This window comes from Halorubrum sp. SS7 (genome assembly GCF_005435055.1).
Classification (GTDB): domain Archaea; phylum Halobacteriota; class Halobacteria; order Halobacteriales; family Haloferacaceae; genus Halorubrum; species Halorubrum salinarum.
Map to the genome: position 1 here is coordinate 46,150 of NZ_SGXV01000012.1, position 21,013 is coordinate 67,162.

19 protein-coding genes and 5 pseudogenes are annotated in these 21,013 nt (G+C 59.1%); 9 read left to right on the forward strand and 15 right to left on the reverse strand.

Annotation, left to right across the window (positions count from 1 at the left end; genetic code table 11):
• Nucleotides 1-90 precede the first annotated feature (90 nt).
• On the reverse strand, nucleotides 91-1,629 hold the full coding sequence (locus tag EXE44_RS11850) for a histidine kinase (RefSeq protein WP_137717306.1): 1,539 nt from the start codon (nucleotides 1,627-1,629) through the stop codon (nucleotides 91-93).
• 155 nt (nucleotides 1,630-1,784) lie between these two features.
• Complete coding sequence (locus tag EXE44_RS11855; protein WP_137717307.1) at nucleotides 1,785-2,408, reverse strand: cysteine hydrolase family protein; 624 nt, start codon at nucleotides 2,406-2,408, stop codon at nucleotides 1,785-1,787.
• 148 nt (nucleotides 2,409-2,556) lie between these two features.
• Here EXE44_RS11855 and EXE44_RS11860 point away from each other — a divergent pair, with 148 nt between their 5' ends.
• Both EXE44_RS11860 and EXE44_RS11865 read left to right on the forward strand, forming a co-directional pair.
• Nucleotides 2,557-2,916: a helix-turn-helix domain-containing protein gene (locus EXE44_RS11860; protein ID WP_137717308.1), complete on the forward strand. Its 360-nt coding sequence runs from the start codon at nucleotides 2,557-2,559 to the stop codon at nucleotides 2,914-2,916.
• Nucleotides 2,913-3,887 carry a DUF3179 domain-containing (seleno)protein gene (locus EXE44_RS11865; protein WP_321167241.1) on the forward strand — a complete coding sequence of 325 codons (975 nt, stop codon included), beginning with the start codon at nucleotides 2,913-2,915 and terminating at the stop codon, nucleotides 3,885-3,887. Before EXE44_RS11860 ends, EXE44_RS11865 begins: the two co-directional genes overlap by 4 nt.
• Before the next feature lie 997 nt (nucleotides 3,888-4,884).
• On the opposite strand, the pseudogene EXE44_RS11880 reads toward EXE44_RS11865, so the two are convergent.
• Together EXE44_RS11880 and EXE44_RS21400 are read right to left on the reverse strand one after the other, a co-directional pair.
• A pseudogene (locus EXE44_RS11880) lies at nucleotides 4,885-5,469 on the reverse strand (helix-turn-helix domain-containing protein).
• Between the two features lie 98 nt (nucleotides 5,470-5,567).
• Nucleotides 5,568-5,821: pseudogene (locus EXE44_RS21400) on the reverse strand (hypothetical protein).
• A gap of 156 nt (nucleotides 5,822-5,977) precedes the next feature.
• Between EXE44_RS21400 and EXE44_RS11890 the strand changes: the two are divergent.
• On the forward strand, nucleotides 5,978-6,406 hold the full coding sequence (locus EXE44_RS11890) for a TRAM domain-containing protein (RefSeq protein WP_137706991.1): 429 nt from the start codon (nucleotides 5,978-5,980) through the stop codon (nucleotides 6,404-6,406).
• Between the two features lie 59 nt (nucleotides 6,407-6,465).
• On the opposite strand, the gene EXE44_RS11895 is transcribed toward EXE44_RS11890, so the two are convergent.
• Nucleotides 6,466-6,675, reverse strand: a complete 210-nt coding sequence (locus tag EXE44_RS11895; protein ID WP_137695115.1) for an exodeoxyribonuclease VII small subunit — start codon at nucleotides 6,673-6,675, stop codon at nucleotides 6,466-6,468.
• A gap of 42 nt (nucleotides 6,676-6,717) precedes the next feature.
• Nucleotides 6,718-8,088 (reverse strand): exodeoxyribonuclease VII large subunit, encoded by a 1,371-nt coding sequence (gene xseA / locus EXE44_RS11900; protein WP_137717311.1) that lies wholly within the window; start codon nucleotides 8,086-8,088, stop codon nucleotides 6,718-6,720.
• A 292-nt stretch (nucleotides 8,089-8,380) separates the two neighbouring features.
• Here xseA and tnpA point away from each other — a divergent pair, with 292 nt between their 5' ends.
• The 3 genes and pseudogenes from tnpA (at nucleotide 8,381) to EXE44_RS11915 (ending at nucleotide 11,387) form a co-directional block, all read left to right on the forward strand.
• Nucleotides 8,381-8,770: an IS200/IS605 family transposase gene (gene tnpA, locus EXE44_RS11905; RefSeq protein WP_137717338.1), complete on the forward strand. Its 390-nt coding sequence runs from the start codon at nucleotides 8,381-8,383 to the stop codon at nucleotides 8,768-8,770.
• Nucleotides 8,767-9,979, forward strand: a pseudogene (locus EXE44_RS11910) (RNA-guided endonuclease TnpB family protein). Before tnpA ends, EXE44_RS11910 begins: the two are co-directional and overlap by 4 nt.
• 82 nt (nucleotides 9,980-10,061) lie before the next feature.
• Nucleotides 10,062-11,387, forward strand: coding sequence for a M20/M25/M40 family metallo-hydrolase (locus tag EXE44_RS11915; RefSeq protein WP_137717312.1), 1,326 nt, complete (start codon nucleotides 10,062-10,064; stop codon nucleotides 11,385-11,387).
• 90 nt (nucleotides 11,388-11,477) lie between these two features.
• Here the strand turns inward: EXE44_RS11915 and EXE44_RS11920 are convergent, their stop codons facing one another.
• The gene (locus tag EXE44_RS11920) at nucleotides 11,478-11,894 is read right to left on the reverse strand and encodes a transcriptional regulator (RefSeq protein WP_137717313.1); all 417 of its coding nucleotides are present in this window, start codon (nucleotides 11,892-11,894) and stop codon (nucleotides 11,478-11,480) included.
• Nucleotides 11,895-11,992: 98 nt separating this feature from the next.
• On the opposite strand from EXE44_RS11920, the gene EXE44_RS11925 reads away from it, so the two are divergent.
• The 3 genes and pseudogenes from EXE44_RS11925 (at nucleotide 11,993) to trpB (ending at nucleotide 14,004) form a co-directional block, all read left to right on the forward strand.
• Nucleotides 11,993-12,613, forward strand: coding sequence for a hypothetical protein (locus EXE44_RS11925; RefSeq protein WP_137706902.1), 621 nt, complete (start codon nucleotides 11,993-11,995; stop codon nucleotides 12,611-12,613).
• 7 nt (nucleotides 12,614-12,620) lie between these two features.
• Nucleotides 12,621-12,736: pseudogene (locus tag EXE44_RS21405) on the forward strand (EamA/RhaT family transporter); the annotation flags it as partial.
• A gap of 104 nt (nucleotides 12,737-12,840) precedes the next feature.
• Nucleotides 12,841-14,004, forward strand: a complete 1,164-nt coding sequence (trpB, locus tag EXE44_RS11930; protein WP_137717314.1) for a tryptophan synthase subunit beta — start codon at nucleotides 12,841-12,843, stop codon at nucleotides 14,002-14,004.
• 34 nt (nucleotides 14,005-14,038) lie between these two features.
• Here the strand turns inward: trpB and EXE44_RS11935 are convergent, their stop codons facing one another.
• From EXE44_RS11935 to EXE44_RS11965, 8 genes and pseudogenes are all read right to left on the reverse strand, one after another.
• Entirely contained in the window at nucleotides 14,039-14,614 is a 576-nt protein-coding gene (locus EXE44_RS11935; RefSeq protein ID WP_241991829.1) for a GNAT family N-acetyltransferase, read from the reverse strand.
• Between the two features lie 252 nt (nucleotides 14,615-14,866).
• A complete protein-coding gene (locus EXE44_RS11940; RefSeq protein ID WP_137694986.1) occupies nucleotides 14,867-15,463 on the reverse strand; it encodes an NADPH-dependent FMN reductase in 597 nt (198 codons plus the stop codon).
• On the reverse strand, nucleotides 15,463-15,780 hold the full coding sequence (locus EXE44_RS21410; protein WP_241989509.1) for a hypothetical protein: 318 nt from the start codon (nucleotides 15,778-15,780) through the stop codon (nucleotides 15,463-15,465). Before EXE44_RS21410 ends, EXE44_RS11940 begins: the two co-directional genes overlap by 1 nt.
• Nucleotides 15,781-15,783: 3 nt before the next feature.
• Nucleotides 15,784-16,515, reverse strand: a pseudogene (locus EXE44_RS21415) (LLM class flavin-dependent oxidoreductase); the annotation flags it as partial.
• A 464-nt stretch (nucleotides 16,516-16,979) separates the two neighbouring features.
• Nucleotides 16,980-17,684: an ABC transporter ATP-binding protein gene (locus EXE44_RS11950; protein WP_137717315.1), complete on the reverse strand. Its 705-nt coding sequence runs from the start codon at nucleotides 17,682-17,684 to the stop codon at nucleotides 16,980-16,982.
• Nucleotides 17,681-18,517 carry an ABC transporter ATP-binding protein gene (locus EXE44_RS11955; RefSeq protein WP_137717316.1) on the reverse strand — a complete coding sequence of 279 codons (837 nt, stop codon included), beginning with the start codon at nucleotides 18,515-18,517 and terminating at the stop codon, nucleotides 17,681-17,683. Before EXE44_RS11955 ends, EXE44_RS11950 begins: the two co-directional genes overlap by 4 nt.
• Nucleotides 18,510-19,769, reverse strand: coding sequence for a branched-chain amino acid ABC transporter permease (locus EXE44_RS11960; protein WP_137717317.1), 1,260 nt, complete (start codon nucleotides 19,767-19,769; stop codon nucleotides 18,510-18,512). Before EXE44_RS11960 ends, EXE44_RS11955 begins: the two co-directional genes overlap by 8 nt.
• Nucleotides 19,769-20,965, reverse strand: a complete 1,197-nt coding sequence (locus EXE44_RS11965; RefSeq protein ID WP_137717340.1) for a branched-chain amino acid ABC transporter permease — start codon at nucleotides 20,963-20,965, stop codon at nucleotides 19,769-19,771. Before EXE44_RS11965 ends, EXE44_RS11960 begins: the two co-directional genes overlap by 1 nt.
• Nucleotides 20,966-21,013 lie beyond the last annotated feature (48 nt).

Consider the following 21,013-nt stretch of genomic DNA (forward strand, 5'->3'; position numbering starts at 1 on the left):
TGTTAACAGCGTTCAGATCGTGCGGCGAGAGCGCACAGGCGGTTCGACCGAACCGAGAAAGTGCTCTACCGTCGAGTGGTGATCACCCCGTTATCGGCCGATGGCTGCCAACACTTGGTCCCGGATCGTCTGCCGGTCTGGAAGCGGCGGCAGCGTCGTCAAGAGCGCGCCGACGAGTCCGCCCCAGAGGAGGTGACCGACGAGCGAGGCCGGGCCGAGATTCGGGAGCGGCGTCGCGACCCCTACGGCGTTCAACCAGAGGCTCATGACCACTCCCGCCATGACGAACCACAGGAAGAGCCCGTATGCGATCCCCGCGGCGACGCTGGCCCCGACGGATTCACCGAGCAGCCTGCCGAATATCTCCGAGCGGACCACGGTGAACACGGTCGCGAACACGGCGCTGTGGAACAGGTGCGCGACCCACCCCACCGACGAGACGGACGCCCCGTACAGCGCGCCGATCACCGGCAGTGTTCCGGTCGTCACCTGAAAGAACACCCCCATCGCGACGCCAGCCGCTAGCCCGATACCGAGCGTCCGCCATAGCGTTCCGCTCGCGAGTCCCGGCGTGTCGTCGTCCGCGCCAGTTTGGCCGGTCCGCGGGAGCCGCACCCGGAGGGTAGTCGCCTCGTCGGTGTCGTCGACCCTGACATCCCCGCCGTATCTCGCGACGAGAAGCCGGACGACCGGGACGCCGTAGTCCACGTCGTTCCGCTCCTGTTCGGGGATCCCCTCGACGAGCACGTCGCACTCGCGAGCGCTGAGCCACGCTCCGGGGGCCGTGACGGACAATTCGACGTACCGGTCCCCGACGTCGACCGCGAGGGGATCAGCCCCGGTATCAGCCCAGTCGGGGAGTGCGACGAGTTCGTCGAGCAGCCGATCAACGTATCGGTCCGCTCTGATCGTCACCGACGGGACCGCCACCACCGACTCGTCACGACCGGTGCGCTCCATGTGTCTCCGGATCGCGTCGTCGAGCCGTACCGGCCCGAGCGCGCTGCCACCGTCGACAGTGCCGACCGTAAGAAAGCGTGTCTCGTCTACCGCCCGTTCGATCCGCGCGATCGCGTCGGTGATCGCTGTTTTGCTCCGGTCGGCGGTCCCTTCGCGGTTCTCGAACAAAATTTCCGAGTGGCCCCGGAGGATCGTGACGGAGTTCCGGACCTCGTGTCTGAGGATCCGATTGAGGAGTCGCGCCTGTTCGATCTGCCGGTCCACAGTGGCCTGCCGTCGATCCGTCTCCGCGCCGCGGATCCCGACGAGCAGTCCCGCGGCGCCGCCGACAACCCCGACGGCGGCAGCTGTGGCGGTGGCGTCTCCCGACGACGACGCAATCAGCAACGGACCGAGCACGAGTCCGACCGCCGCGGCGCCGTTAATAAACCAGACTAGAACGGTCTGGGTGTACGTCCGGTCTCGGGTGCTGACTGCGAGGTTGATCCCGTACAGGACAACGCTGAACCCGACCGCTAACACCAGTACCGCGCTCACCTCCGTTGCGAATCCCCGTTCTGTCACCAACAGGCCGGCAACCGTCCCCCGCGTCAGTGCGAACGCGACGACCGCTATCACGACGCCCTCGGGTTTGAACGCGAGACGGTCGCTCGGAGACGGTCGGTCCATACGTTCGATTATTGTCCGTTTATAAAGAGTTGTACTGGTTGTGTGACTCGACCGCGCGACCTCGTGAGAAGTCGCATCGGTCGGACGTGTGTCGGCCACAAACGACTAACGTGTGGAAGGACGCCGCGTAGCCGAGTTCTCCTACGACGCCGGTCCTACTCCGCCGCCGCTAGCCGCTCGACAACGTCGTCAGTCTCGGCGGTCTCGTGGGCAATAAACCCGTAATTCGTGAGCGCCGCCTGAAGAGCCTCCTCGCCGGCGGCCGCCGTAGCGTCAGTGACGGTGAGCACTTCGAAGCCGTTCTCGACTGCGTCGCGCAGGTGCGACTCCACACAGAGATTCGCACTCATCCCCGCGAGCACGATGGTATCAATACCGCGCTGCCGGAGCTGAATCTGCGCGTCGTTGCTCCAGAACCCGGAAAGCTGCTTGTGCGGTGAGAGCACAAACGTGTTGTCGTCGGGTTCGAGCTCGGGAACAAAATCGGCGCCGTCGCCGGCGATATCGAACATTCGCGTGTCGAACATTATTTGATCGATCGTGTTCAGGTGCTCCCAACTGTCGTACTCGGCATCCTCGTACTCGTGCGGGGAATAAAAGACGGGTACGTCGCCTTCGCGAGCAGCGTCGCGGAGTCGGCGGATCTTATCGACCACGGCGTTCTCCTCAACGGTCTCGCCGACCTTGTCCCACACAACGCTCTCAGGCTTCAAAAAGTCAATTTGCGGGTCGGTGATCAGGACGGCCGTGCTGTCGGCATCGATTTCGAGTTCGGTCATAGTTACCTACAGTAACTTCATATGGAGAGGTAACTGATAAGCTCGCGCGAACCGACAGGTAACCGGGTAACTGAGGGGTAACACCGGTTTCGTTTACTCACCTGGTTACTAAACGTATCTTTATTTTAATGGAGTCCATAGAAAGGACATGAGCACCGATTCAGAACCGTTAGAGGTCTGGTGTGCGGGCAGCGACTGGTGTCCGATTACGACGACTGCGACACTGATTGGCAAAAAGTGGCATCCAGTTGTCATTCACCGCCTCTTAGAGAACGGACCGCTGGGATTCAACGCGCTCAAAGAAGAGGTCGACGGGATCTCAGGTAAGGTCCAGTCGGACGTCCTCGAAGACCTCGAAGAACACGGATTTATTAATCGGACCGTCGTCAGCGAAAAGCCATTCCGCGTGGAATACTCGCTGACCGACCGCGGGCGGTCGCTCGAGCCCGTAATTATCGCCATGCGTGACTGGGGACGAGAACATCTCACCGCTCCGGAGGACCAGTGAACGACTCGAGCGACTCGGCGATGAACGTGATTTCAGTCCTACCGAAGGACGCGATCCCGAGCATCGACGACCCGACGTTCGGTGATGAATACTTCGGCGGTCCCGACGACGAAGTACTGATTGTAGACCCCGGCGACGAGGCATCCCCAGCGCGCGCCTACCCGATCCGGATCCTCAACTACCACGAGATCGTCAACGACACGGTCCCGGTCGCCGACGGCGACGCGGATTCGATCGCCGTCACGTGGTGTCCGATCTGCGGCAGTGCGGTCGTGTACGAAGCGATCGTCGACGACCGACGGCTCACCTTTGGCGTCTCGGGGAAACTGGCCGACGACGACCTCGTGTTGTACGACCACGAGACCGACTCCGAGTGGAAGCAGTCCACCGGCGAGTGTATCGCAGGCGAGTTCGCCGGCGAGCGACTCCGCGTTCGACCCGGGCCGATGACCACGTACAGGGCCTTCCGCGAGGCGTATCCGGACGGGATCGTGCTCCAGCCCGCGTCAGAGGGGTCGGCCGCGGTGAGTGGCTACGACCCCTCCGGGTACGAAGCTTATGAAGAGCGCGAGGCGTTCGGCCTCCGTGGGATGCGCGGGGAGGGTCCGGAGCGTGAGTGGCACCGCGATGACCTCGATCCGAAAACAGTTGTCCTCGGCGTGACGCCGACTGACGGCGGCGCGCTTGGCTTTCCGCTTCCGGTCGTTGAGGCGGCGGGCGGCGTCGTGGAGGCAACGGTGGGTGACACTGATGTTGTTGTCCTCGCGACCGACGACGGTCTCCATGCCTTCGAGCAGCCGGAATTCGAACTTCGAATTGAGAGCGGCTTGGTCAGCGGTGATGGCGCGACATGGACACTCACAACAGGCGAAAGTAACGACGGCCGCCAGCTCCGGCGTGTCGAAAGCCGTCGTCTCTATGCGTTTGCGTGGCAGGACGACCATGGACGTCGTTCGTTCTACTCGCTGTGAGCGTATCGCGGTGCGTTGGACTCATCGGCCTGTCGCTGGCGGCGCATTTTCACGCCATATTTAATATCGTTTGAATCTCAGATTTTGACGGAGGAATCTGGGACACACGCTCCCTTCCTCTCCCCCATGACCAATAACCCACTCTCGCTTGGTCATTGTCCTACCTGTAATCGTGAAATTTCACAGGCATGGAAACTTATTGAATACGAACGAGCAGACGGTGATATCGGTGTTTTCGCTGAGTGTCCAACATGCGATGAGGTTATAAAACCTCAAGAAAATAAAAACAAAGGCGACTAACAATAAGGCTGGGTCGCGTTAAAAATAATTAATTCCAATTTGCTTTTCAATTGTTTTGTCCGTGGACCTCTCAGCTCATCGCGTCCTGAAACCCCTCACGAAGCTCGTCCACACGCTTCTCGAACTGGTCGACCTTCTCCAATAAATCGTCGCTGACGCGCTCGATGCTCGCCAGCGCTCGTTCGCTGGCTAGCGAGGCCTGTGACCCATTGTCCCCTAGCTTGGCTATAGCTAATGGAAGAACATCGCACCGTGGGTTACAATTTTACCTATCAAATTTAATTCACAGGCCGAGATACGAGCGTGGTATGCAATGGAGACATGGGAGTTTAGCGAACACGCACCAGGAGAGCGCATACCCTACGGCCAGCGCTCGTACTACAAGCCCGAACCGCTCCCATCAACACGTGAGTTAGTGACTGATGAGGAACTCTCGGGTACAATCTCGGATGCGTCCTTCTGGCTCGGGAAACTGAGTGGCCTCAGTGAGATGGTTGACTACCCGCCGCTTCTCTACACGTCGCTCGTGCGGAAAGAGGCTATCGAGTCGGCCGAGATTGAGGGTGCGGACGTGGATATGGACGATAATGTCGTTTCGGCGAGCGAACCGCCGAACGGCTTGGTAGCGGCTGTTCGAGGGCTGCTCCATCGCGACGAACAGGCCGGTGTCGGCGATGTGGAGCCGGCTCACGTGTCGTCAGCCGTCGCCGTCGATGTCCAACTCGTTGAGTCCTGCTCCTGACTCATCTATCTCGTAATGTTCGTGGACGACGGGCCGGAGCACCTGTAAGATCATCTCCGCTGCCATCGGCGAGATGTCCAGGTCCTCCGCCATCAGGCGGTGGGTCACCCTGCCCCGTTCGCGGGCGATCGCGTAGGTGAGCGCGGTCGCGAGGCCGGCGACGCTGTGGCGGTCGATGTAGGTGTCGATGTCGGCGTCCGTTTCGCGGCGGCCGACGGCGTCGATCAGCGCCGGTGTAATCGTGTACTCACGATCGCGAGCAGCCATGGTCACAGTCAGGTCAATCTCTCGGGCTGCGTACCGCCGCGGCTGCTCGTCGTCGGTGATGTTGACGACGCCGGCGTCGACGAGGCGGTTGACATAGCTGTAAGCGGTCCCCTGTACGATCTCGAGGTCGTCCATCACGTTCTGGACGATCGCTTCCCCTTACCGAGCAAGGTACGCGTACAGCTGGGCGAGCTGTGGCTCTTCGAGGAGGTCCGCGACCGAGAGAAAGTCCTGGACGATGTCGCCGTCGGCGCGGTTTGAGGTGCGTGACACGATTCGTTCTTGATTACAGTTTACAGCGAATCAATAAAAAGTGGTTGGGGCCACTTTGCCGGCGTCGCGACGAGATGCTCCTCGAGATTGCGCGTCCATTACGTCGCGAGCTCATCCGGACTACAGCGGGCGCACAGCTGTATCGGGCCGTCCAGATGCCCGAGTTCGACCCGGAATCGCGTGAGCGGTGCGAGCGTGTCGACGACCAACCCACAGCCGTCACAGGCGACGTGATCGCGCTTGTCGGGACCCGGCTCCATCTGAATCGCGCAGTCGACACGATCGGGTGGGTGACCTGCTCGTCTTGCCCCCAGGTGTGGGCCTCGCCAGTCTCGGTACCGGGCGGGGGCATCACCGAGCGTGGTTCGGTTGTCAATTAGACATCGGTGTTAACCAACAATTCCGACGATATCGATCCGGCGTTGGTTAACCACTAAATCTGACGCAGCCACCCATACGGAGAGACCCGTAATCTCAAGTTGAAGAACGTAAGATAGGAAATATCACCATGGAAATCTCTGAGGAGCTTCAGACACTGTATTCTGCGACTGTCGAGGAACGGGACGGAGAGTACTATCTGTCGGTGCCAGCCCGAGAAATCGAGACGGGATCGCTCGAAGTCGAGGAGTCTGTCCGTGTAGCGCTACTCTCGCCAGCGTCATCGACAACGACACCTGGTGATGCCGCATCGAGCCCAGAACCGCCGACGGAACCTGCTGAGCCAACTGGACCGCCGGTTTCTGTGGGCGAGACACGAGAGGTTGACATCGAGAGTATTGGCGATCAGGGAGATGGCATCGCGAAGGTGGATCGTGGCTACGTAGTGATCGTTCCGGATACGGATCTCGGTGAAACGGTCACTGTCGAGATCGAGCAAGTACAGGATAACGTTGCGTTCGCCACGGTCGTTGATCGAAACCTTCGCCAGGCCCAGTAATTCAGCTTGACACTGAGTTGGTTACTGGGGCCGCTCAGACGTGACTTGCTTGACGCTGTTTAAGATCCGATCTCGGCCTCGGCGCCATCAATCTCAATAATGTCACCGTCCCCGACGTCCAACGCTTCACGGAGCTCTTCAAGATGTGTGTCAGCCTCCTCTCGGAGCTCCTTTGCTGTCGGCAGATCGACTTCCCCGTCCTCAAGCGTTTCTGCGATCTCCTCGAGTCGCTCGATCCGCTCTGCGATGTCGACATCGTCCTCGCTCATACCCGATGGTTGGCCGGGGCTGTCTTGAATATCCGGCTTCCATCACAGTACTCCGGTAGCCCACAACGCGATACCGAGCAACAGGAGGCCGAGAAGGACGAGAACGACTATCTGTAGTCTCCGAGCTTGCTGCTGTGCCGCCTGAACGTCTGTGCTCGTTTCGATGTCTTGATACCCTCGTTCGATCCTGCGTTCGAGGGCCCCAACCTCTCGCTGGACGTGCGTCTCGTACGCTTGGTCGATCCGTGCTTCGAGGCCAGCGACACGACCGCGTGCTGCGGTGGCCGTTACAGCCTCCGTCTCTGCGGCGTGTTCTACCCCTTGGAGGGCGCTCTCGATCCGTGAATCGAGCTCGTCGAGTCGAGCTGACGTGAGTGTCGCGTAGATGGTGTCGACTCGCTGTTCGAGATCAGCGGCGCGCTGAATCTGCGCTCGTCGATTGTCTGCTGCTCGTTCGATACTGACGATCGCGTTGTCGACCCGACGGGTAATAGCGTCCAAGCGGTCGGTGACAATCGCCGCGTATCCAGTTTCTAGTCGGCGTTCGAGTGCGACTACTTGGTCACGGACAGCACGCATATCAGGCGTCGCCACGACCCCAGCCTGAGTCGGTGTGATCGCCGCTTTGTCTGCGACACGTTCGGACAGCGTCTCATCGTCCTCATGGCCGATCGCGACGACTGTGGGCGTTTGGCAGTCCGCAATGGCTCGGACGACGGGCTCTTCGTTAAAACACCACAGCGTGTCGTCTGCGCCGCCACCACGGGTGACGACGATACTGTCGATGTCCGGATCTTGGTCGGCTTGCCGAATTGCGCCGACGAGCGACGGCACCGCGTTGGTGCCCTGAACCGTTGCGCCGAAGAACGTGAGCGTTACTCCCGGTGCGCGTCCCCAGGCAGCCTCCCGGAAATCTTCCCGTGCGGATCCCGTGAGTGAGGTGACGATGCCGATATTCGACGGAAATGACGGCACCGGCTGTTTGCGATCATCAGCGAAGAGGCCCTCATCGGCCAGTTCAGCACGCAATGCTTCTAATTGTTGAGACCGCTCAGAGTTGCCGACCGGCCAGTAGTTTTTGACGTTGAGCTGGGTCCGGCCGCCATCTGTGTAGAAATCGACGTTCGCACGGACGATCACCTCCTCGCCCTCTGTGATATCCCCCTCAATCCGATCACGGTACGATGACCAAATAATACACTGGATTGTTTCGTCGCCGTCGACATCACGTAGCGTAAAGAACGTTCCATACCCCTTCGCTGTCGCATCCGATACTTCGCCGACGACATACGTTGGAAATCGGTCAGCTGCGGATTCGAGGGTTGCCGCGATCTCGTCGTTGAGCCTGGCTACTGACCACGCCGTTTCATTGGCTTCCGCGTTCCCACTCCCAATTTCATCGTCAACGGCCATTCGCTCACGCCTATGACAGCAGGTGATTTAGTTTATGGGCTTGCTCCGTCGTGTCGACTCAGCCATCCCTGCCGCAGGCTCAGGGGCACCGCTGTTTCGGTCGTACTCATGTCGGGTTGACCACCCCGTGCGGCTATAGTCCCTGCGTGATAGAGTTGCGAGCGCATACCCCCGTCTTTAGGCGGGGGTCGAGCGGACAATAGCGTACATCTCCACCGACGACGCTACGGCTGGATTTCCCACCGATTCACCGCCGGTATTAAGATACGTTGCCCCATAGTGTGTGGCACGGATGAAGACCACACGTCACGCGACCTACAACCTCAACTACCACATAGTGTGGTTACCGAAGTACCGACAGTCGGTACTTGTCAACGAGGTCGCAGACCGTGTGCGAACCATCCTCCACGAAATAGCCGACGACAAGGGCCTCGAAATACTTGACCTGACCGTTCAGCCCGACCACATCCATCTGTTCGTTAGTAGCCCGCCGAAGCACGCCCCTTCTCTCCTCGCTAACTGGTTCAAGGGTATTTCCTCGCGGAAGTACAACCACCGCTACGCTGACCACGACGGTGAGAAAATCGGATGGGCGCGCGGATACTACGCAGGAACGGCGGGACACGTATCCAGCGAAACGGTCATGAACTACATCCAGAGGCACGAAGGGGACGATTCGTGACCGAACTCACGAAGACGCTGGAACTCAAACTGGTAAAGCCGAACGCGCACAAACGGAGGAAACTCCGTGAGACGCGAGAGGCGTACCAACAGGCCCTTCACGATGCCTTCGACGCCCAATGCACCACGCAGACCGAAGCGAACAATGTGGTGGTCAACTACGACCTGAGCGGGTACGCGAAGAACGCGCTCAAGAAGTACGTCCCGCAACTCACGACGACGTACAACGCGGGCGAACTTCACGAACGAAGGGCTACGGCTCGACCACAAGCCCAAGAACGCAATCGAATGGTACGTCAAAATCCCGCACCACGAGGACTACCACCTCTGGATGCCAGCACAACCGAATCCCGAACAGAGGGACTGGTTGGAAGCGTTGAACGCGGGAGACGCCACGATGGGCGAGAGTCGGCTATTTGAGCGGGACGGAACGTGGTATCTCCACGTCACCGTGACCCGCGACGTAGAGGATGGTTCCGAGGCGTCCGCCGAAGAACGGACGCCCATCGGAGTCGATATTGGAGAAGCGTCACTCGTCACGGTGTGTCACCGCGACAGGCACGGTTCTCCGACCGCTCCCGAACTGTGGACCGACGAGGGCAAAACCGTCCGTCGGCTCAGAAAGACCTACTTCACCGCCACACGGCGACTCCAGACGCGCGGAAGTGAGCGTATCTCGGAGTCCTTCGGGGACGACCTGTGGGACCAGATAGACGACGTGTTCCACCGCGTCACCCGCAAAGTCGTGGAGTACGCCGAGTCCGTCGAGAATCCCGTTCTTGTTCTGGAAGACCTGACGTACATACGGGAGTCGATGGACTATGGCGAGTACATGAACCGCCGTCTCCACGGATGGGGATTCGCCAAACTCCACGCGCAGATACGCTACAAAGCTGTCGAGAAGGGTATCCCTGTCGAAACGGTGAACCCGCGCAACACCTCGAAAGATTGCCATGCGTGCGGTGAGGTAGGATACCGCCCACGACAGGCGACATTCAAGTGTACGAACGATGCGTGTTGGATGGGTGAGTACCAAGCGGACGTGAACGGAGCGGTGAACATCGCAGACCGCTACCTCAGCGGAGAGAGTCGTTTCAGAGAACACGAGAACGACGATGACTCGGCTGAGGATGGGGGGCGTTTGACCGCCCCACAAGACAGCCAAGCCGATGCTACCAAGCAAGAGACGCTTGGAACGTATGCGTCTTGAAACCGTAGGGCCACGCCCGGCCTGAAATCCCGTGGTGGGATTCCCGCGTCTTCAGGCGCGGGAGGAGGTCAAATTCCGGACTATGACAACGCCAATCCACGAACGGCCGGGTGACCTGCTGTCGGAACTCATCCAATTTGAGACGGTAAACCCGCCAGGCGACGAGCGTGCCTGTATTGAGTACATTGACGGGCTTCTCACTGAAGCGGGCATCACTACTGAGACCCTCGCGACTGAGGCTGCGCGACCGAATCTGCTCGCCCGTCTGCCCGGTGGCGATGCGCCACCTCTGCTACTCCAAGGGCACGTTGATGTCGTTCCAACGGACGGCCAAGAGTGGGACGAGCCGCCCTTTTCGGGAATACAGAAAGACGGATTCGTTTGGGGCCGTGGTGCGCTGGACATGAAAGGGGGTGTCGCAATGATGGTCGCGGCGCTGCTCCGGGCTGCTGAAGAGGAGATTAACCCCGCGGGCGATGTGTTACTGCTCGTTCTCGCAGACGAGGAGACTGGCGGTGATATCGGTGCGAAATATCTGGTCGAACACCACCCAGAACGCTTTGCGGACGTGGAGTACGCGATCGGAGAGTTCGGTGGCTTCCCATTGCGCATCGATGGGACAGAGTTCTACCCCATTCAGGTCGCTGAAAAGCGGGTCTGTTGGCTTGAAGCGACAGTAACTGGGCGTGGTGGTCACGCCTCTCGACCCCAGTGCGATGGCGCAATGAACACGCTTGGGAAACTGCTCACACGGCTGACCGAGCAGCGCCTCCCCGTTCACATCACACCGCCAGCCCGCAAATTCATTGAGGCACTCGCCGCCGAAGCCAATTCCCAGCGGGCCGAGCAGTTGCGGGGCTTGCTGGATCCCGACCGTACTGATGACATTCTGGACGAGCTCGGCCCCATTTCGGAGCGGTTGGATCCGATGCTTCACAACACGGTGAGCCCGACAGTCGTCAACGGCGGCGGGAAGGTGAACGTTCATCCGGCAGAGGTCGACCTCCGCCTCGACGCACGGCTGCTTCCGGGGGTGACACCGGATGCGTTCCTCGAGGAGGTATGGGAGGTTATTGGTGAGCTTGAGGGTGTGGAATTTGAAGTCACACGATTCGATGGCGGTGAGAGTGCGTCCATCGATATGGGGCTGTTTGATCTACTGAGCGAGTCCCTGCGGACGAATCACCCAGCAGCGATTCCAGTCCCCTTCCTTCTTACTGGCGCCACTGACGGGCGATTCTTTGAACAGCTTGACGTCCAACCCTACGGATTCACCCCGCTGAAGCTGCCGCCGGCGTTTGAGTTTGAATCCTTGGTCCACGCAGCAAATGAGCGAGTTCCTATCGAAGCTGTCGAGTTTGGGACTGAGACACTGTCGACCGTGATTCGAGAGTACGATGCTGCCTGACACCTTTCAGGGCTGAAGTGCTGGAACTCCTCCGCTCCTGTTTCCCGGCAGCTGAACGTGTTGTGGACGACTGTGGCATCGACTCCACAATCACTGGCGGTCGGCTGAACTATTATACATCTCGTCGAAGTCACCTTCACCACGAATCAACTCATCTACGCCGCGTGTGAGCGTCACTTCTCCGAACACCGTCGCTCGGTAGTACGTGTACAACCCATTTTGGCCTCGCTCTGTCTGTTGACGTTTTTCGACGAGGCCCACATCAACGAGTTTGTTGAGGTGATAGTGAAGTGTGCTATCATCGATCTCAATCACTTCGTCTAGTTCTTTCGGACTCATGTCTCCGCCGTGGACGAGTCGGTAGAGAATCTCATATCTGGTCCGATGCCCTACGGCCGCGTGCATCGCAAGATACTCGTCGAGACTGAGAACGCTCTCTTCTGGGAGCAATTCTTCGGGATCTTCCGGGAACTCTCCGGGAGCCGCCTGTGTGTGATTCGTCGCCATCTTAGGCTCTTGTTGGTCGGAAAAGCTCTTAGTCTTTCTCAAGCCAAGATATCTCAAAATATGGGTGTTTTAAATACTATCAGCGAACACAATTGAATATGAATGAGGAGATAACACGTGAACTAATTGCTGACCGATTAGGCCACGTACCGTACGACCGGTTTCTCTTCTACTTAATGGGCCCATACAAGTCGTTCAATCTCAACTACATCCTCACCGAGGAGGAGCGTCAGGAAATTGCGGTGGACGACCTCCCAGGGCCGCTCCGGCGATTGTTCCAAAACAAAGACGAGATCGACGCGGCGCAGGCATTGCTACGACGGATACAGGGCGCACTTCGTGTCACCCCCGGAGTGAACGCCTTTCTTGCCGTCGACGTTGATGTAGATACTGACGAGGTGGATGCGGCGACACAAAGTATCGAGTATACGCAGTGTAGTAACGCAACTGCGTTCATTTTACCGTTTCTCGGGCATAATTTCGGTGTCGGGGAAGAAGCTGGGAGCATCCTCGAAGCACTCTCAGAAACACATAGTGATCGTCTCATCTTCTTCCATGAAGACGATGTGACGAGTGCGATGATTCGGTCAGCACAGGTGCGATGGGATCTCCGGGTAGGAACGTATGAAACTGAGTCAGAACTGATTTCGAAACTTCGGCTATTCACAGCTGGTATTATGCACCAAGAGCGTCGCGGAGACCTCGACATGTTGGATTGATTTCTAGTATGTGATCCCCGTGTTCGCGGCGCTGGCGGGCTGGCTCGTGCTCGGACAGGAAGTGACGCCTGCGACCGCTGCCGGCTTTGTATTTATTCTACAGGATTTGTCGCCGCAAAGTAGTGGGCGTTGCGAGAGACAGACTGGCGTGTAGTAGTGCCAGAGTGGCTGTCTTTTCGTCTTGCTCTCTCAGATGGTTTTTTGAGAATTGAGTCCGCAGATATCCCATGGCGACGCCAGGCCAGTTTGGTGAATTTGGTGGGCGACATGTTCCGGAACCCCTTGAGGAACCATTGGCAGAACTCGCTGCTGCGTACGAAGAAGCGATCGCTGATGACGAGTTCATGGCCGAGTTCCGCGACCTGCTGGAACACTTTGCTGGGCGTCCAACACCAGTGTTCTACGCAGAAACGCTCAGCGAACGATATGGTGCGGATATCTATCTCAAGCATGAAGACCTGCTCCACGGCGGAGCGCACAAACTCAACAACACGCTGGGGCAGGCGCTGCTGGCAAAACGAGCTGGGAAAGACCGGTTGATCGCAGAGACAGGCGCCGGTCAACACGGCACCGCAACCGCGATGGTTGGTGCCCTGTTGAACCTCGATACAACCGTGTACATGGGCCGCCACGACATGCAGCGGCAGGAGATGAACGTCTTCCGGATGCGGCTCATGGGCGCTGAAGTGAAGCCCGTCGACCGTGGCAACGAGGGGCTTGCTGAAGCAGTCGACGCAGCTTTGGAGGACTTTGCTGAAAACGTTGCGTCTACGCACTATCTCGTCGGCAGTGTCGTCGGCCCTGACCCGTTCCCGCGGATGGTGCGCGAGTTCCAGTCTGTCATCGGCAAGGAAGCTCGCGAACAAATCCAAGAGCTCCACGGCGACCTACCGGATGCGTGCGTTGCGTGTGTTGGAGGCGGATCGAATTCGATCGGTCTCTGGCACGCGTTCAAAGACGATGATGTCGCGTTCTACGGTGCCGAGCCAGGTGGGACTGATGACGCGAACCACTCGGCGCCGCTGTCGAAGACAAAGCAAGAGGAGCCACAGATCTTCCAGGGGATGAAAACGAAGACCATCGGCGACGAGACTGACAACCACTCGATCTCGGCTGGGCTTGACTATCCGGCGATTGGCCCCGAGCATGCCGCACTCCAAGAAATGGGGCGGGCCGAGTATCACGCTGTTTCCGATGACGAGGCGTTGGCTGCCTTCCGTGAACTGAGCGAAGCAGAGGGGATCATTCCTGCCCTAGAACCAGCCCATGCGCTTGCGTTGGCTGCGAAGCTGGCTGAGGAAGATCGCCACGATACACTGCTTGTGAACCTCTGTGGCCGTGGCGATAAGGACATGCAAACGGCTGCGGAGCACTTTGATCTCTCAGACTGAGATTTCTCCCAAAGAACCCGCCGCTGTCCGTTGACTACAGCTGCTTTTCAAAATGGACGAGCTCGTATGATCCGGCGGTTGAGGTCCCTGTCTGTTCATACCCTTGCCCGGCATAGAAGTCAAGCGCGGCCGATTGTCGCGTTGACGTCGTCGCGAGAAGCGTCTCAAAGCCATTAGCAGCAGCTCGCCGCTCAAGCTCACGAAGAATTTGCTTCCCATACCCCCGTCGTTGCTGCGGTGGGGCGACACGCATTCGATGTAGTTCTGCGGCCCCGGGCCTATCTCGTTCGTCGCTGTGACCAGCTTGATTCGGTAGAATCCCTCCCATTGCGACGAGGAGCCCGTCGTAGGTTGTAAGGTCCGATAGTGTGTACCCCGATTGCTCAGTCTCAGTTGATTGGTCGATATATGACTGTTCGCCGTCGACGGTGGCAACTACGAATGTTCCTCCCGTCTCGAGATACGACGTTTCTACTGTTCGGAGATCAGCTGTTCCAGGAATATCAGCCGGATTGACGCCCGTCTCCCGCATCGCCCACTCATGAAGCGCCCAGATGGCCGCGTCGTCCCGCGTGTCGTATGATCGGAGAGACAATTCGTTCGGTTCCACACTATTGGGTGACGGTCGTTGCTGCTTCAAAACACGGATCGGAAACCTAGATCTCGGTGTCTCCGTACGGTCGCCCCGTTGTATCCAATAAAGGTGACGGGATAGCGCGCGGTGATTTCTACTACGACTTCAGCCGTGGGCTGTCTCCTTGGTCCTCTGTGAATCCGGACAACTAGCAATCCGACAGACCGTACACGGACCCAGTTGCTGAGCGAGCGTCCTTCTGATTTACTGCTAATACGGATGACCGAGCTAGATCGCTGGACCGAGCGACCGCAGCGCGGCCGATTCTTCGATTGCCGCTGCCAGTTCGACGGTTGCGTTGCCAAGCGTGGCGAGGCGCTCGCGGACAGCTTCGTTGACGAGTTCGCCGTCCTCGAAATCGGTGTCGGTCGCGTACGTCGCACCGCCGACAGTGTGGGCTCCGAAGAACGCGAACGCCGGGCGGAGTTCCTGATCGACCGCGAGGAAGTGGTGATCGGTTGCGCCCGTCGCCACAAGTCCCACCGCCGCGTTCTCGAACGGCGCGACATCGCCCTGCCATTCCCCGCGTGGAATCATATCAAGGAGGTTCTTCAGCGCTCCCGAGTATGACCCACGGTAGACGGGTGTCCCGACGAGGTACGCGTCGGCCTCGACGATCTGGTCAAGCGCCTCGGCGGTGTCGCCCTCGTGGTTTTCGATACCGCGCCCGTCCGCGGTTGCGAGGTCGTAGTCGGCCAGATGGAGGATCTCGGTCGTGACGTCGTGGCTTTGAGCTGCCGCATCGAGGGCGACTTCGATCGCGGTCCGCGTCCGGGAGTCAGTAGCGACGCTGCCGACAATCCCAAGGAGCGTCCGGTCGGTCATTACTTTGCCACCTTCGCGCCGGCGATGTCCTCAATTTCGTCGTCCGTGTCGACCGCATCCGGATCGAGTGGGTCCGCCGCCTCGATAGCCGGTATGATCGTCTCGCCGAAGCGCGTGAGCTCCGGCTTGAAATCGAGGAATCCAGTGAGAATAATGTCGACGCCGATCGCATCGAGCTTCCGGATGCGCTCGATGATCTGCTCATCAGTTCCGATGAGTCCCGTCTTGAAGCCGTCGTTGTACTGGACGAGATCCTCGAACTCGGAGTCCGACCACATGCCGTCGCCCGCCGCCGACGACTGCCCGGCCTGCTTCACCTGTTATTTGAACGCGTCGATCGCCTCGTCTGTAGCGTTCTCGATGATTCCTTCGAGGACCGACTTGGCCTCGGACTCGGTTTCCCGCTGGATGACGAACGCGTTCGCGGCGAACCGCGGCGACTCCGTTCCGAACTCCGCAGCGTACTCCTCGACGTCCTCGATCACATCGTGAATATCCTGGAGGCTCCCCCCGTTGATGAAGAGGACATCGGCGTGTTTCGCGGCCATTTCGCGGGCCGCCTGCGAGTTCCCACCCTGAAACACCTGCGGGCACGGATCTTGGACCGGCTTGGGCTCCATCGGTGCGCCATCGAACCCGTCGATGTCCTTGCCGATGGTGTAGAACCGACCGTCGTAGGTCGCACGGTCCTGCGTCCAAAGCGCTTTCAGGACCTCGATGAACTCTGTCGAGCGGGCGTACCGCTCGTCGTGTGCGAGCCACGACTGCCCGAACCCCGTGAATTCACCCTTGAACCACCCAGAGACGACGTTGATCGAGAAGCGCCCATTGCTGATGCGGTCGGCGGTCGCGATGAAGTTCGCGAGAGGGCCGGGCTCCCAGAGTCCCGGATGGACCGCTCCGATGACGTGTAGCTCGTCGGTCTGTGCCGCGAGCGCGTTGGCGACAGACAGCGCCTCCAGCTGTTTTTCGGCCCCGTAGCTGCCGAAGAAGCGCGCCTGCGCGAGCCCGTAGTCGAAGCTGACCTCCTCCGCTGTACGGGCGAGTTCGAGGTTGTAGTCATAGGTTCAGTCCGTCTCTGTCTCCCAGTCCGAAACGACCAGCCCGCCGCTGACGTTCGGCACCCAGTACGCGAACTCGGTGTCCATACCAGCCCGTCCGTTCGTATCGGCTTAATCCGAGTCACTACGGCGAGCGCTGTCAGGGTTCCGCGACAGCGGCCAGCCTTGTGTTTGGACTCGGACGCCAGCAAGCGTTGCGGAGAACTCGGTCTCGTGTACCGACTGTGGTGTCCCTCTAGACCTTATAAAACAACTCAGGATTCGGATGCGAGGCTGAACTCAAAACCTCGGCATGATTACGGAATATTCGGTATTTATACTCGGCTCTGGAAATTAGTTAATTTTGGCAGGGGTTCCAGCAGCCAACACGTAGCTCTCAATACCGACCGATTTGGATGCGGTTTTGTTTGAGAGAAAATTCAACAGAACCCTCTTGACAGGATTCTGTTTGATTATCACCCGCCGAGGAACCGCTTCCGGACCTCCTGATCCTGTAGCAACTCGTCGCCTGGCCCTTCGTACGCATTCTCGCCGTTCACGAGAACGTATCCTCGGTCGCATCGACGTAATGCCTTCTTCGCGTTCTGTTCGACCATCAGAATAGCAGTCCCTGCGTCATTTATCTCGTCAATTCGGTCGAACATATCCTCCACGAGTTCTGGTGCTAACCCGGCGGACGGCTCGTCCAATAGAAGAATGTCCGGGTCAACCATCAACGCCGACCCCATCGCCAGCATCTGCTGTTGGCCCCCGCTCATCGTCCCGGCCCGCTGTCGCTGGCGTTCTTTTAAAATCGGGAACCGATCGAGAATCTCTTCCAGCCGATCTTCGGGAACTTCCGGCAGACTGAACGCACCCATGAGGAGATTTTCTCGAACGGTCATCGATGAAAAGAGGCTGTCGCTCTGCGGCACATAACTAACACCCCGCTCGATAATGGCATTCGTGTCCATTCCTTCGATGGACTCGCCGTTGAGCGTAATCGATCCGTCCATGTACGTCGTCAATCCGAGAACAGATTTCATCGCCGTGGATTTTCCTGCGCCGTTCGGCCCGACGATGGTTACATACTCACTGTCATCGACGGTCATATCGACATTGGATAAGATCTGTAGATCGCCGTACCCGGCGTCCAGTCCTTCTACATCAAGAACAGTCACACGTCATCACCACCGAGGTACGCCTCGATTACGCGCTCATCTGATTTCACATCGTCCGGGGAACCGGTCGTCAGGACCCCGCCTTGATGCATGACTACGACTCGCTCGCAGTTGTCCATGATGAGATCGATGTCGTGTTCGATGAGGAGGAACGAGTAACCGTCCTCGACGAGATCTTCGATTCGACTGAGGATCTTCTGCTCGAGAGTTGGGTTCACCCCGGCTAGCGGCTCGTCTAACAGCACGATATCCGGGTCTGTCAATAGTGCTCGAGCGATTTCGAGGAGTTTCCGCTGACCTCCCGAAAGACTGCCAGCGGGTTCATTGAGTAGGTGGTCGATCTCGAAGAATGTCGCGATTTCGCGAGCACGCTCTCGGATCGCCTGTTCTTCCTCTACGAACTGGTCTCCCCGGGCCCACGCCCCACGGAGCCGTTCACCGTGCTGGTTCATCGGAGCGAGAAGCAGATTCTCGAACACGGTCATATCGGCGAGTTCGCGCGGAATTTGAAACGTCCGAACCATGCCTTGCTGGGCGATAGCTGGCGGCTCTCTGCCAGTGATGTCCGTCTCGTAGAGGCGGATTCGCCCGTTATCCGGCTTGTGGAAGCCGGTGAGGCAATTGAACAGAGTCGTTTTACCGGCACCGTTCGGGCCGATGAGACCGGTGATTCCGGAGTCGACCCTCAGATTAACGCTGTCAAGCGCGGTGATGCCACCAAACTGTTTTGTGACCTCTTCGATACGGAGAATCGCGTCGCGACCGGTTCTCTGGTCCGCGTTCTCCGTTTGCGTTGCGTCGGATGTCGGGGTTGGTGTGTTTTGTTCAGACATCGTCGGTCCCTCCGGAAGTGTCCCGTGACGGTAGCGGGATGTCGTAGTCCTGTTCGCCGAGAAGGCCCTCGGGCCGGTAGTACAGGATGAGTATCAGCACGATACCGATCAGCATGAGGCGAGCTGCTGCGAGTTGAATGGAGTACTGAGACGGTACGTCGATGAACCGCGTTCCGTTGCGGATACCCCAAAAGAACGCGGTACCGAGGATGACGCCCTTGTTGTTGGCGGTGCCGCCAACGATGACGGCCGTGAAGGCATAGAACGTGATCGTCGCGGCGAACTGGTCGGGGGCGATGAACCCGATGTTGATCGCCCACAGCGCGCCGGCGGCCCCGGCGAGCGCCGATCCGAGCATCAACGCCTGTAGTTTGTACTGGAAGGTCTCTTTCCCGAGCGCTCGCGGGACATCTTCATCTTCGCGGATTGCCCGCAGGATCCTCCCGTACGGGCTGTTGATTGTTCGCTCGGTGAGCCAGTACCCACCGCCGAGCGCCGCGACGGACAACAGAAGGACGAACCGATCGTAATCCATCCCGCCGTTGGGGCCGGCGGTCGGGTCGAACAGCCAGAGCGTGTTCCGAGTCAGTTCGACCATCCCACCGCTCACCGTTGGAAGGACGAAGTACCAGACTGCGATCAGCGGGACTAACACACCGAGAATGAGTCGCCCGCGGCGGCCTTGCCGTTGGAACACCCTCACGAGCCAGTAGCCGGTGAGTGCGAACGTCGCGAGTGACAGGGCACCAAAGATAACCATATTCACCGTAAAACCGCCCAAACTAAGCGGGAACACCTCACGAAGCGGTGTGTGAACGGTGTTGATCCCGAACGGCCCATTGAACAACCATTCTTCGTCGTTTACCACGGTGGTGAGGATTGTCGCAATTCCGAGCGCCGTGATGGCGAGGTAGTCTTCGCGGAGGCGCAGCGTCGGCACTCCGACCGCAAGAGAGATCAACGCGGCGGCGATCATACCGCCGAGGACGCCGAGTACCCAGCCGAAGAGACTTCCAACCGGGCCGAGCACACCGAATATCTCTGGGAGTGCGAACCCCCCGATGCCGTTGTACCCAGCGGCTCCGGCGGGCATGGTCAGAACCACGGTTACGTACGCGCCAATCATGAAGTACGCGACATGACCGAAGTCGATGAGACCTGTAAACCCGAATTTGAGATTCAACCCGATACCGAACAGGCTGTAAATCGCAACGAACGTCAGCAGCGAGATGATGAAGTCAGCGACCGCCATTAGACTTCACCCCAGATTCCTTCGGGTTTGACAAGCAGGACGCCGATCAGGATGACGAATGCGATCGCCACCCTGTATGTTGACGAGCCGGGTATCAGGTAAACGCCGACGTCCATGCTGAGTCCGATGATCATCGCACCCGCGACGGCGCCGTACGGGGAAGAGATCCCGCCGAGGATCACGGCCGCGAAGATGGGGAGCAACAGCGCGAACCCCATGTTCGGGGTGAGATTCGTTGCGAACCAGCCGGTGAGAATCCCGGCGAGCGCGGCCAACATCGCAGCGACGACCCACACGACGAGTTGAACGCGGTCGGCGTCGACGCCACGGACCTCTGCCAGATCCATGTTGTCTGCGGTCGCGCGCATAGCACGCCCCAATTTGGTGGTTTTCAGAATCACGTTGAGGACGAACATCGCCGCGATAACCACCGCGAGTATCGTGATGTGCTTGACGTTCAGTCCGATCTGCGTGCCGAGGATGTAGTCGGTCCCCTGCGGGCCGAGCCTGGCGAACGCGCCGAGGAGGAGGACAGTAGCAATGCTTCCGGCAGCACCCAGGATTTTTGGCGGAATGAGGTAGACGGTGGTGAAATCCTCCTCTTGGCGGTAGAGCGCGAAGAGCGCGTACCCGACTGCGACGGCGGCGAGCATCCCGCCGACGATGAGCCACCACGGGTACCCCCACTCGCCGGTCGTGGTGAGTTCACCGGCTTGCCGTTGAGTCGTGATGACCGTGATACCGCTTTGGGTGAGCAGGAAGTCAAAGTTCGTCGTGACGACGCGTGACGTTTGGTATTGGATATTCTTCGAGCCAACGAGGAACAGCACCGCGTTCCGCAGCACGAGCGCGAGACCCAGCGACACGATCACCATTGTGATCAGGTCCGCGTCTTTCTCGCGGAACTTCCGGAAGATAGCGAGCTCGTATACTGCGCCGAGAATCCCGGCGAGGACGACTCCGATGATCGCTGCGATCACGAGCGGCACGGATCCGAAGTCCGGGAGGAACGGTATCCCACCCGGGTTGTTGAAAACGAGCGCGAGATAGGCGCCGATCGTGATCATGTCGCCGTGTGCGAAGTTCGGAACTTCCGCGATATCATAGATGAGCGAGAGCCCCAGGGCTCCACCAGCGATCACTGCACCGGTAATTAGCCCTTGAACTGTCGCGTCCAGAAGACCGGGGCTAACCATGGAGTACACCTCCAAGCGCGGGACGACTCCTGTGTGATGACGAGTGTC